Origin of the sequence: Sphingomonas kyungheensis (genome assembly GCF_037120395.1) — a bacterium.
Classification (GTDB): Bacteria; Pseudomonadota; Alphaproteobacteria; order Sphingomonadales; family Sphingomonadaceae; genus Sphingomonas; species Sphingomonas kyungheensis.
This window is the reverse complement of the sequence record NZ_JBBBDM010000021.1, coordinates 1-12,685: the sequence shown is the minus strand read 5'-3', so window position 1 is coordinate 12,685 and position 12,685 is coordinate 1. Positions and strand designations below refer to the sequence as shown.

Genomic DNA, 12,685 nt, shown 5'->3' with positions numbered 1-12,685 from the left:
GAGTCTGAACCAACGAGCTGGGCTGCGCCTAGTTGTATAAAGATGTGGTAAACGTTGGCTCTCTAAATTATTCAGCTGAAGCCGTTAGTTGTCAATCAGCTAGCTTACGACATTGAGGTGTCACACCTGGAGAGCTTTGACTATCAAGGTCACAGGTGGGTTGGTGATAGCGACAACGCGGGGGGGGACATGCTGAAGAAGGTTATCGCGATTAAGAATGTTGGTCGCTTCCTAAATTCGGCGGCTCCCGGGAATCCCCATTTTGCGCGGCATACCTTCATTACCGGCGCCAACGGCTACGGAAAGACCACTATCTGTGCGGTCCTTCGATCCCTAGGCGCAAATGATCCGTCTCATATTCTTGGCCGCAAGACCTTGGGATCTGCCGACGCGCCTACGGTCGAGCTGCTGCTCGACAGCGGCGCGGCGCGTTTCGACGGCACTGCTTGGAGCGCGACCCTGCCGGGTACCGCCGTTTTTGATGGCGTCTTCGTTGCCGAGAATGTCCATTCCGGCGAGATCGTCGACATCGAGCAGAAGCGGAACCTCTATCGCGTCATCGTCGGCGATGACGGCGTGAAGCTGGCCGCGGCAGATGCCGGCCTAGCCGCGGCGAGCCGCACCAAGACGACGGAGATCACGGCTGCCGGCAAAGCATTGCAGTCGCATATTCCGGTAGGCATGAAGCTCGATGCCTTTCTTGCCCTCGCGCCCGTCGAGGACATCGATGCGCAGATCGCGGATAAGCTGCAGAACGTCGAAGCGGTACGCCAAGCCGGGGCGATCCGCGATCGCGCCATGCTCGCGGAGCTGGCCTCGCCGGCTCTTCCTGAAGGTTTTGAGGAGCTGCTGTCCCGCACGATCGACGACATCGCCAATGATGCCGAACGCCAGCTCACCGGACACTTGGCCGCCCACAGCATGGCCGGAACCGGTGAGGGCTGGATCGCGGCCGGGCTCGAGCATGCCGGCGATAGCTGTCCGTTCTGCGGTCAAGATATCCAGGGCCTCCCACTGATCGCAGCTTTCCGCGCGGTTTTCAGCGACGGCTACAAGGCGCTCGCGTCGGACATCATGACGATGAAGATCCACGTGGCGCAGGCGCTTGGCGATGCCGCTCTGGCCCGGATTGAGGCGGGCGATGCGCAGAACAGGGCGGGGGTCGAGTTCTGGAGCAAATATTGCACCTTCGACGCCGCGCCGCTGGCGGCTCCGGCCAGCCTCGCGCCCGCGGCGCGTTGGCTGCTCGCCGCTGCCACCAGCCTGCTCAACCGAAAGGCAGCCAACCCACTCGACGCGACCGGGCTAGACGAAGCGTTCATCGCCGCATGTGCGTATCACGATGAGGCCTCGGTAGCCCTAGAGGCGGCGAATGTCGCCATCCGCGACGTGAACGCGCTGATCACCGGCAAGAAGGTGTCAACCGGCGCGGCCGACGTGAAGGCGGCAGAAGCCGAGCTGGCTCTGAGCAAGGCGATCAAGGCTCGGCATGAGGCCGCGGTCGATGGCCTCTGCGCCACCTACAGCGGGCACATCTCGGATAAGGAAGACATCGACAAGCGCAAGGACGGCATCCGCGCGCGGCTCGACGCGCATACCAAAGCCGTCGTGAAGCCCTACGAGAGCCGCATTAACGAGCACCTGATCGCCTTCAACGCCGGCTTCAGCATCGCCGAAACCAAGCACACCTTCCCGGGCGGCATCGCCACGTCGAGCTACCAGCTCGTCATCAACGATACGGCCATTGACCTAGGTGACGGCAAGACGCCCGGCGACAAGCCAAGCTTCAAAAACACCCTCAGCGCCGGCGATCGGACGACGCTCGCGCTTGCATTCTTCCTTGCGCATCTGGAGCGGGATCCCGCACTCGCGACCAAAGTTGTTGTGTTCGACGACCCCTTTAACAGTCAAGATGCCTTCCGCAGACGGCAAACCGTTCACGAGATCATAAAGGTGGCTCGTTCCTGCGCACAGGTGATCGTGCTTTCGCACGATCCCACGTTTCTGAAGCAGGTCTGGGACAAATCGCCTGCGGACAGCCGCGTGGCTCTGACGATCGTCGACCATCGCTCGCAGGGATCAAAGATCATGCCGGTGGACCTCGAGAAGGCTTGTCAGGGCCGGACCGTCACCGATATTGACGATCTTCAGACTTTTCTAACGACGGGCGCCGGCAAGCTTCACGATCTTATACGGAAAATGCGCGTAGTGCTGGAAACCTACTGCCGCACGACATACCCGGCTTACTTCCTCTCGACAGACTGGCTCGGCGACATCGTTCGCAAGATCCGCGAGGGCGGCGGCACCCATCCCGCCCACGCCCTTTATGACGAACTGGACCAGATCAACGGCTACACCAGCCAGTACCACCACGGCGAGAACGTCGGCGACGCCACGCCCGACCAGATTGACCCGACCGAACTGACCGGCTTCGTTCGGCGTACCTTGCGCCAAGTCAACGCGCTGCAGGCATGAGAGCGATCGGAAACAAGCGGCAGGCGCTGCGTGGAATCGTCCGTGCTCAAGCTTTATGCTCCACCGTAGGCAGAGCAGCGGCTAATCACTTGCTTTCGGACACTACGAAGATTTCGCTTTCCACGGTTCTGCTCGCCGCATCCGTGCGCGTGGCTGTGCCGGGCTGATCTCAACTAAGCAGGCATATTGAGCACGGTCTCGACTTGTGAAGCTGTGGGTTGCCTTGAAGACCCGGCGTACTCGGTAAAGCTGGGAAGTCTCTGGGATCTGGTACACTTGTGAGCAGGCCACTCCCTTCTCGTCGACAAACCGTTTTGGGCGCTCCGCCTCTGCAATGACAATTAGATAAGCTGTAATATTGGGATGGTGCTTCTTAACTGCCGCCAAGCGGCGAAGATCGTTGTCGATTTGAGCTTTTGAGGCAGAAGCGCGCTTTACCTCGATAACAAACTCCGGCGTCGCCCCTTCACGTTTACCATCCTTCTTGCGAGCAACAACAATATCCACTCTCGCTTTAGATGCGAGAATAGTTACATCTGAATCTCCTGGTAGGAGCTCGGTATATTGGACCTCGCACCTTAATACATGATCTGACGAGATATGTGTGTAAATCATATTGCATAGCTCGGCGACCAGCGCAGACTCACCTAGTGCGTATCCGCTGTAAAGCGCGCGCCTATGGCCGATCCAATATGTAATCCCTTGCAAGGACTGGTTAATCCACTTTGGAGTGGGCGCTAGTCTTTTAGTCATTCAGCATCGTGGCAGTGATCATGACCGTCGCGCCTTCCGCGCGCGCATCTCGGTGAAGAACCGCCGGGACGGCGGGCTCGACGAAAGCTGCCGGTGCATGCGGCCCTCCTCGGTCAGTTCGGCAGGGCCGATGACGAATGCGCCCTTTGTCCGGCCTCGAAGCCAGCATTCGGCGGGAAGCGTAGATCCGTTGCGGCGTTGGTCGATTTTCAGGAAGAAGACGAAGCTGCCAACCGTGAAGCGGACGACGTTCGCATCGTCCTTCCGGTCGGGCATTGGGGTGCGGTAAAAGTACACGTCGCCGTCCAGCTCTACGATCCTGAGCATGGCGACGTCGACCGATGCGGGGATCGACATGCCGCGCAGCGCCACGTCGGCGAGCACGTCGCCATAAGGGCCAATGTCGATCCGGCCGGGCTGTGTGGTCACCGCATACTTCCACGCGATGCCAGCCGCGAACCGCACCATGCGGTCACCGTTGATCGGATCCACGCCGATGATGCCGCCCGGCGGTGCCTTCGCCTTCCGCAGCTCACGCAGCAGCTCAAGCGCATAGTCCTCGTGGCCGCCCAAGATGGAGTCGCAGGGACCACACAGGATGCTGCGATCATAGACCCCGGTATTGCTGACCCTCGGCCACTTGTCAGCCTTGTGCAGGATTAGATGCTGCTCGCCGCGCTCCGTTTTCACCTCGGCGACGAACGCTTTGGGGATCAGGTGTGCCTCAATCGTCTTGGGTTCTCCGCAGATCAGGCATGGCATCCCCCGACGATATTGTCCGACACACGCACGTCAATACGCAGCCGCAGCCAAATCAGTGCTAACTGCGGCTTAGTGCCGGCCGGAATCGGCGATCAGCCGCTTTGTTCATCGAGCGATAATTTCTGGTCGACGGTTTCGAATGTGATCCGCTTTGATTCCGGATCACTCATAGCGCGTGGCTTTCTGGTCGAGCCATTGCAGCCGGCGGTCCAGTTCGATCGCCGGGAGCGCTGCAATCAGCCGATCGAGGATCTTCGGCACGCCATACAGGTCGCCGGTCGTGCCAGGGCCGAACAGCTTCCACAGCAGGATGAGCGTCTCTCGGGCAAATTTCTCGGGCGCCTCGGACCGCTCGATTGCATAGGTGCCGCCATGGCCTTCGAGCAATGTCATATGCGGCAGCAACTGCTCGAGCGCCTCAGGAAAGGCATCGCCGCTCTCCACGGCCAGATCGGCAAAATGCTGGCTGAACCCTCGGTCGCGGAAAGTTCGCTCTCGCGGCCAGACCGCCAGCAGCAATGGCCCGATGCCCGTTCGCCAAGCAACCGCGCGATCGGGGTCGATCTGATGGATCCATTGCTTTACCAGTTCGGCCGCACCGCGACGCAAGGACAATGGTCCGTTGCGGAGTGCCTTGGCGGCGTCGGTGACGCCCATGCCCCAATCTGCGTCCGTCTGCTCGCCGCGAAGAATCGACAACGCCGGCGCGATGATTTTGGCGGCGGCGTTGGTGAGGTCATGGCCCCGCCCATTTAGTTCGCCGACACCGCGCAAGATAGCCGCGCTGAAGGTCCGGGAGGCAACCGATGACAGGCGTGAATCGGTGACGAGGACTCGGCGTAGCGCGATGGCCTCATCACCGTCTCCCGCCAGCGCGTCTTCAAGCAGTGGTGTGACCGTCTGCCCCTTGATCGTCAGTACAAATCCGGCCGCGAACACTAGCGCGCCCCGCGCCATGGCGCCTTGACGGCCCGGTGCCGTCACAGCCGCGTCCAGCCTTGTTAGCAGTGCCGGATCGATTGGCTCACCCGCTTTTCGCTGGACCTCAATATCGATAAGTGTGGCTTGGGTCAGGCGCCCACCTGGCGTGTTGATCAGGTCGGCATAAAGGTTGCGCGTGGGATCAAGTTGCTCGGTGTCACGTGCCACGGCTGCCGCGAACAGTCTCGGCCACCAAGCCGCGATCATGGGTTCGGCTTGGCGCGATGAAGACCAGTAGAGATCGGCAAGGCGATCAACGACCAGCGCGAGAAATGGTGCTTCGGCCGGCTCGAGCGTGGCAAAGAGCGCGACGACGAGCGGCTGACGGTCCGGATCCTTCTCGCCTTCCGGAAAAGACAGCGCGCCGATCAGGTCCCGCCAGAGCGGCGCGTTAGCGTCGTCGAGCGGCGCGGTCCTGAGCGTATCGATGGCGCCCTTCGGGTTGGTGCGGCAAAACACGCTCCACCCTTGCCGTTTTTCGATATCATGGCTGCCGAGCACCTCGCGCGCGACTTCCAATCGCTCGCCCTCGGCCGCGTCGATGATAGGTTGTGCATCGCCGACGACCATTTGGACGCCGGTTGAATAAGATCCGAAAAAGTCCTGATCCTCGACGCCGCGAGCCAGATACGCGTGCCGCGCTTTGATGGCCGCAAGCTCCGCGGCACCCTCGGGCGACAATCTTCCCGCCTGCTCGAGCATGTTGAGCCGCAGCCAGACCTCCGCGTCGAGGGCATGGCTCCTCCAATCTGCTTGGCCGTTCTCAATGGGATAGCGGTCGTAATAGGCAGGTCCTTCGGTCAGGATGCGCTGTTCGACGGCGGCAACCAAATCTGCATTCGCCTCGCTGGCTCGGTCGCGCAGCACGAGCGCGAGCTCGCGGCGCACCGTCCAGAAGATGTCGCGCGAGAGGCCCGTGAGTGCGGCGAACGCTTCGTTGGCGTCGAATAGCTCGTTTTGACGCAAGCCATGCAGCCAGAGCCGCGTTCCCAATATGCCAGGCATGACCTTCCAAGCCGAGGCTTGCGCGCGCACCGCATTGCGATTTTCAGCGGCGGCCGGCGCGAGTAACCGGGCGAGAAGCTCGACCAAAAAAATTGGTCCGTCATGATTCTCGTTCTGACCATGCGGCTCGACCGACGGCACCGCGCTGTCATTGACGTCATAATCCCCGTCAATCATGCCGATATCGAGCGAAAGCCCGATCGTCCCGCGCAGCTTCGCGCTGGCGATCTCGAGCAGGACAAGCGGCTGCGGCACCGCCGCCAACACGGCAACGAGGTCCGAAGCTCCGCCGCGGTCCGAAAGCGTCAGGCGCGGCCAAGCGAGATCGGAGAGACGCCGCGGCGGATCGATGGCGGGTTCGTCATCGAAGAAAGATCTGCCGGACCGGAGTTCGAGCGCGGGGGTCAGCAAGCTCACTGCCCGTTCGAGGTCGGCGTGCAGCACGACGGGGCCTTTGAGCACCTCCATCAGCGTATAGGCGCGGTCTTCCCAATGGTCGCCGCGATCGGGTCGGCTGATCGTGAGAAGGCGCCAGAGGCGGAGCCACAGGACCGGAGCATCCTTCACTTGCCGGATTCGTCGCGCCAGTTCGTCGGCGAACGGCTTGCCGAGTTTCTCGAGCCAGTCGACGGCCCGCCGGAACCGGTCGGGCGACGCAAGATCCCTGACCAGCCAGGCGGCTATGATCCATGACGCGTCGCGCTCGGTCCATAGTTTTCGGTCGGCGAAAAAGCCAAACCAATCTCCATCGATGATTGTCGGGATCGCGAGCGACCACAGGTCTCGACGGCCGCTGAACAGCCAGACGGCGTGATCGAGTTCTGTGGCATCGGCGTCTGCGAAGGGCTTGGCAAGGATCGCCTGTGCCCAGTCGCGCCGCGTCGCCCGCGGTCGCTCTACGAGGTCCGCCAGTTTCTCTAGGTCCGGCCAGAGGGCGGCATGGCTGGTTGGATTGCCCGCCGTATCGAGCTGGTATTCATAAGCGATCGGCTCGACCGCAAGCGCCGCCCACCGGACATCCGCTAGGTCGCGCGTCACCACCGCGTCGATCGCATAGACTGGGCGCAGATCGGGAAAGCGCTGCCGATCCGCTTCGAGAACATTGAGGAAATATCGAACCGGCGCGTCGCCGGCACTGTAGCCGACCAGCACGATGGTCTTGGTGCGGCAGAGATCGAACAGAAATCGCGACGCCCAACCCGATCGCATATAGGCATCGCCATAATCGGCGCTCGTCACAATCAGCGGAGTTTCATCTAGTCCGAGATCCGCGTCTGCGATCCGACCATGGATATGGATAATACCGCCGAACCCGGCGCTGCCTGGCGGCGGCAGATCTTGCCCAGCGAAGCTGAAGGCATTGACCTGATCGGCATCCTCGGTCTCGATCAGCGCGCGCTCGATCAGCGTATCGAAGTTGGTGGTCACGATTGCGGGGCGGTTTTCGAGATCGCGCGACAGGCGTAGAATAGTGCGATGATGCGAGAGATCCGCGTCAACGGGCGGCTGCAGCTCCGCCACGACCGAGCGGGTCATGTCGGCTGGATTGACGATGCGGCGGCTGAGCGACCCAAGTGCTTCCTCGAACCGGTTCTCTTTGAACGACAATTGCTCCGAGGCGGTCATATCGACGTTGAGACCGGCGAAGCAGCGCGTCACAAGCGCACCAAAACCGGGCAATTGCGGTGCGCTCACCCCCGCGCCGCACAAGAAGACCACATCGCCGGTAAGGAGAGCATCGACTAATTGCTCAGGAAACTCCGGCCCAGCCTCGGAAAAGCGAAGGCTCATGTATGATATTCCGGCATTTGCACATGATAACGTAATAGTATGAATGCTGCTACTGCAAATACCGACGGTCCCTTGTGTCGGTGACGCCACCCTTCCGTTGAAGGCAGAAGATTTGTCGATCGATAATTTCCACGATGTGATCGGAGCCGGTATTTCTCATGGGCCCCTCTCTCCAGTCGGGTCGTGCATCAAACGTACTTTTTAAACAGCGAGCCGCAAATACCTCGACGGTCCGTCATTTAAAGGGAATATCCCTACCATCCTTATGGTCACGGAAGATCACTGCACCCGCTACGCCGGGAAACTCCTTAGCAAGTCCTGCGTGTCCCTCCCCTAGCTCGCTGGATCCATCGGCAGCAATTCGCTCTGCCAACTCAAACATCGGCAGCAAGCCTTGATTGAACCCTAAAGCTGTCGGCGAACTGCGATCGTCAACGTCTTCGATGATGCCACTAACCAGTTGGGCTATGCCAGCGTTAGCAGCTGCTGCTGAACCGCCATCTCGCCGAAGACCCGTGCCGCCTGAACACAATAGACAATGAAGTGGCTTTGAATGTACTCGGTGATTATCAAACTGCTCATCTGGCATCAATGCTTTCACTTCATGCGCCGAGGCCAGTGTGATCCCCCAGCTTCTTACCTCAGTCAGATTCGCTATCGTCATTGATCGGCAATTAACGGGAACCCGGCTTGAGTCGGATAAATGATTGTAGAAGGCATATAGGGGTGGCATGTTGAGACGAGCAGCATTTGTAATCAGCTGATCAATTTGATGCGGCACAGGCGCAAATGCAGGTGGCTTGGGTTTGCCTGCCAAGCGTTTAACACCGGCGTAGTCTACTTCACGATTGTCGAGCCGCTTTGCTTGTACCAGCATCGATTGCGACACGCTTCCATCCGAACTGACAAAGGTCCAAGCCCAATCAGCGCCGTTCTTTGCTTCTTCAGCCTTGCTAAAAGGTTGAATCGTGACGCTCCCCGGCCACCGTCGTCGAAGATCGAGCAACATGCGTTCGGTAATCGTCTCTTCATTGTACGAGAGCCCACTCGCTTTGGCATCAGCACGGCTATCCCAGACATCACAGGAAAGCCCAAAGAGGCAAAGTTGTTCGGCGGTGAAGAAGTAGGTCATCGGGGATGTCTATCGTCGGATGAGCATTCAGGAAACGGCCAGTTTCCGCACAAGGGCGAGTGATCGCCGGTTGCATGCGCTTGCCCTCCCGGGACGGTCATCAACTGTCTGCCAATCTGCGTCCAGAAAACGATCGGAGCCGCTGGTAGCTAGGAGGCGGAAAGAGACAGCGCCCGATAGAGGGTGGCATGATGGCATTTGAGCAGCTTGGCAGCTTCGCGGACTGATGTGCCCTCCCCTACTAAGCGCTCTCCCAAGGCAATCTGGTCAGCGGTGAGCTTGGGCGGACGACCAAAACGAACCCCCCTCGCTTTGGCCGCGATTCGCCCGCTGCTGGTGCGCTGGTGGATCAGTTCCCGCTCAAATTCGGCGATGCCAGCGAACACGGTCAGCACCATGCGACCTGCTGGCGAGGTTGTGTCCGCCCACGGTTCATTCAACGATCGGAGACCCGCCCCAGCCTCCTTCAGCTTTTCGGCGATGTCGAGGAGGTCTTTGGTCGATCGCGCAAGCCGGTCAAGCCGCGTCACCACGACCGTGTCCTCGTCGCGTAGCTGCTCCATCATCTTTGCCAGCTCGGGCCGGTCGCGCTTTGCTCCCGACGCTTTCTCCTCGAACGTGCGGCGGCAGCCAGCCTCTCTCAGCGCCGTGCGTTGCAGCCGAAGATCTTGGTCATCAGTTGATACACGTGCATAGCCAATCAGCATGTCGCAAATATGCATCGAAATTAGCAGTTTTAGCAACAGATTTTTGCGACAGTTTAGCCTCTCGAAAAAGTAGCCATCAGTCAGTTGTCGCTAAACTTAGGATATTAGCGACGCAAGTCGGCAATCAGGGCTTGCGCTCCGCGTCCTTCCTGTCGGCCTCGGCTGGGGTAAGCCGCGCACGATCGCGGATGCGGCGTTCGAGCGGTGCTCCGACGAACAGCACCAGCATGGCCAGGGTCAGCCCACCGACGATCAGCGGCCACACCGCCAGTCCCGCTGCGGCGCCGATTGTCGCCGTCACCCAAATGCATGCGGCGGTGGCCAGCCCGTGCACCTCCTGACCCTGGCCGACGCGCAACACGGCGCCGGCACCGATGAAGCCAACGCCAGATAGGATACCCTGCATCGCCCGGCCTGCCGCGTCCGCGTTCACGTTGGGGAGGCCACTGTGCACGATCGCTTGCACCGCGATGCAGCTCGCCAAGCCGACCAGCCCGAGCGTGCGCAGACCCATGATCTGCCGGTTCTCGCGCGAGCGCTCCCAACCCAGCACCATGCCGGCTGACGTCGCTACCATCAGCCGGCCGATCGCGTCGGCCCAGAAGGCGAGATCCGACGCCGCCAACGTCGTGGTCACTCGACCAGCACGTGAACGTGGTGCCAAGCGGTGCACAGATAGCCGGCGAAGTTCCACATCGTGTCCGGCCGCTCGGGCTGCCCCTGCCCGGCCTCGTCGAAGGCGCGCACCACCAGATGCTGGCGACCCTTAGCCAGCGTGGTGTGGAGCGACCAGCGCCGCCAGCCCCAGCGCGCTTCCGGATCGTCGGCGAACGTCGCCTGCTCCCAATCCCGACCGCCGTTCACCGATACCTCGACGCGCGAGATGCCGCGGTCATAGGCGATGGCGTACCCCTCGATCCGGACCTCACCCGCCGGCAGGCTCCCGCCCGAGGCGGGCGAGCAGATCGCGGCGTTGAGCGGCATGGCATTGATGGTCAGCCCCTGTGACCAATCAACGGTTTCACTCGTCACGTCGGCCGGGAACAGCTTGTAGTCGTGCGCCTGGATCGGTGCGTCGTATGGGGTGTCGCGCACCTCGATCCGCGTCAGCCACTTGGCGCTGCGCACGCCCGCATAGCCCGGCACCACCATCCGCAACGGGGCGCCATGTTCCGGCGCCAGCGGCTCGCCGTTCATGGCCCAGGCGATAAGCACGTCGGGTGCCCGCGCTTTACCCATGGTGATCGAGACACCGAAGGCTGCCTCTTCGCCTTCCACGGCCACCTCGTCCGCGCCGGTGAACGCCACGAACAGGTTGTCGGCGTCGGGCGCACCGATCGCGTCGAGCACGTCCGCCAGCCGCACCCCGGTCCACTCCGCATTGCCGATCGCGCCCACGTCCCACGGGTCGCCCGAGGTCTTCCCGACCTGTTGAAGGTCGGTACGCCGGTTGCCCGCGCACTGGAGCACGGCTGTTACCGTGCGCGGGGGGAACGCGCTCTTCAGATCTTCCGCCGAGAAGGAGCGGCTTTCTACGCCCATCCCGCTCACCTCGATCCGGTGATCGGCGGGCAGATCGGGCACCGGCCCGTGGCTGCGCACATAGAACAACGCCTGCGGCGTCAGGAACTGCTCGATCAGCGCGCTGGGCTCTGGCTCGGCATTGTAGGGATCGGGGCTGCGGACGATCATAGGCTTGCTCATCCTCTCAGAACGCGATGAAGCCGGGTCTAGCCCCAGCTTTCCCGCTCATTCTCTGTTTGATCACGCGATGTGCAGCACGGCAAGCAGGGTGAAGCTGATCGCACCCAGGCCGAGCAGCGAGAGCACCACCGCAGCCGTGACCCGACCACCCGCCTTGGCGACGGTGCGTACGTCCACGCCGAGCCCGAGCGCGGCCATCGACACGACGGTCAGCAGCGTGGCGATGCGGCCGAGCGGGGCGATGGCGGCGGTAGGCACCAGCCCCAGCGAGCGGCAGCCAACCAGTGCCAGGAAGCCGATGATGAACCACGGCACGAGGTGGGCGAAGTCGAGCCTCTTGTGGACCGGCTCGCCGGTGACGAACTCGCCGGCAGGCACATGCTGGGGGCCAAGCCGTGGCGCCACCAGCGACAGGACCAGGCACACCGGCCCGAGCATCAGCACTCGCACCAGCTTGACTAGCGTGCCCATCTGCACGGCCGCGGCCCCCAGCGGCGAGGCGGCGGCGATCACCTGCGGCACCGCGTAGACGGTGAGACCGGCGAGGGCGCCGAATGCCAGTCCACTCATCCCGACCGCGACCCCCAGCAGCGGCAGGCCAAGCACCACCACGACGCCCAGCACCGCCGTGAACGCGATAGAGGCAGCGACGTCGTCGCTGTCGGCGCCGATCACCGGGGCCACCGCCGCAATCGCCGAGTTGCCGCAGATCGAGTTGCCGCACGCGACCAGCAGCGCCATGCGCGTCGGCAGGCCAAGCAGGCGGCCGATGCCGAAGCTCAGCAGGATGGCGCAGGCCACCACGCCAGCGATGCCGGCCAGCAGGCCCGCGCCGGCCGACAGGATGGTGGCGGCGCTGACCGACGCGCCGAGCAGGACCACCGCCACCTCCAGCAGATACTTGGCGCTGAAGGCGATGCCGTCATGCCAACGGTCGCCCGGCGTCCACAGGCTGCGCACCGCCGTGCCGATCAGGATGGCGAGCACCAGTGCCTCCAGCCATGCCTTGCCCGCCAGCGCACGCTCGCCTGCCTCCAAGGCGTAAGCGGACGCGGTCACGGCAAGGCACAGGCCGATACCGGGCAGCAGGCCGGCACGCTTGCCACTCCCCTGTGCCGACGATGAGGTATGGTGATGGGCGAGACTGGCCACTGCGGTTTCCTTCCGCCAGTCGATCTATGCCCACTCGATCAATCGATCCAACGCAGCGTTCTTGTCATTCCGATCGTCAATCGTGATCGGTTGCGATAACGATGCGGCATGACGCTGGAGCAGCTTCGTATCTTCGTCGGCGTTGCCGAGCGAGAGCACATGACCGCGGCAGCGCGCGCGCTGAACGTCACTCAGTCGGCCGCCTCGGCAGCGATCGCGGCGC

General features: G+C 62.1%; 10 protein-coding genes. 2 read left to right on the top strand and 8 right to left on the bottom strand.

Annotation, left to right across the window (positions count from 1 at the left end):
• The first annotated feature begins 189 nt into the window (after positions 1-189).
• The gene (locus V8201_RS18555; RefSeq protein WP_336546234.1) at positions 190-2,475 is read left to right on the top strand and encodes an AAA family ATPase; all 2,286 of its coding nucleotides are present in this window, start codon (positions 190-192) and stop codon (positions 2,473-2,475) included.
• A gap of 102 nt (positions 2,476-2,577) precedes the next feature.
• On the opposite strand, the gene V8201_RS18550 is transcribed toward V8201_RS18555, so the two are convergent.
• From V8201_RS18550 to V8201_RS18515, 8 genes are all read right to left on the bottom strand, one after another.
• A complete protein-coding gene (locus V8201_RS18550; protein ID WP_336546233.1) occupies positions 2,578-3,090 on the bottom strand; it encodes a hypothetical protein in 513 nt (170 codons plus the stop codon).
• A 156-nt stretch (positions 3,091-3,246) separates the two neighbouring features.
• The gene (locus V8201_RS18545; protein WP_336546232.1) at positions 3,247-3,990 is read right to left on the bottom strand and encodes a hypothetical protein; all 744 of its coding nucleotides are present in this window, start codon (positions 3,988-3,990) and stop codon (positions 3,247-3,249) included.
• Positions 3,991-4,152: 162 nt separating this feature from the next.
• On the bottom strand, positions 4,153-7,767 hold the full coding sequence (locus V8201_RS18540; RefSeq protein WP_336546231.1) for an SIR2 family protein: 3,615 nt from the start codon (positions 7,765-7,767) through the stop codon (positions 4,153-4,155).
• Positions 7,768-8,002: 235 nt separating this feature from the next.
• The gene (locus V8201_RS18535) at positions 8,003-8,899 is read right to left on the bottom strand and encodes a DUF6615 family protein (protein ID WP_336546230.1); all 897 of its coding nucleotides are present in this window, start codon (positions 8,897-8,899) and stop codon (positions 8,003-8,005) included.
• Between the two features lie 149 nt (positions 8,900-9,048).
• On the bottom strand, positions 9,049-9,606 hold the full coding sequence (locus V8201_RS18530) for a recombinase family protein (RefSeq protein WP_336546229.1): 558 nt from the start codon (positions 9,604-9,606) through the stop codon (positions 9,049-9,051).
• A gap of 124 nt (positions 9,607-9,730) precedes the next feature.
• A complete protein-coding gene (locus V8201_RS18525) occupies positions 9,731-10,243 on the bottom strand; it encodes an MgtC/SapB family protein (RefSeq protein WP_336546228.1) in 513 nt (170 codons plus the stop codon).
• Positions 10,240-11,298 (bottom strand): sulfite oxidase, encoded by a 1,059-nt coding sequence (locus V8201_RS18520; protein ID WP_336546227.1) that lies wholly within the window; start codon positions 11,296-11,298, stop codon positions 10,240-10,242. Before V8201_RS18520 ends, V8201_RS18525 begins: the two co-directional genes overlap by 4 nt.
• A gap of 72 nt (positions 11,299-11,370) precedes the next feature.
• Entirely contained in the window at positions 11,371-12,462 is a 1,092-nt protein-coding gene (locus V8201_RS18515) for a YeiH family protein (RefSeq protein ID WP_336546226.1), read from the bottom strand.
• A gap of 108 nt (positions 12,463-12,570) precedes the next feature.
• On the opposite strand from V8201_RS18515, the gene V8201_RS18510 reads away from it, so the two are divergent.
• Positions 12,571-12,685: LysR family transcriptional regulator (locus tag V8201_RS18510; RefSeq protein ID WP_336546258.1), on the top strand; the 115-nt coding region annotated here is incomplete at its 3' end.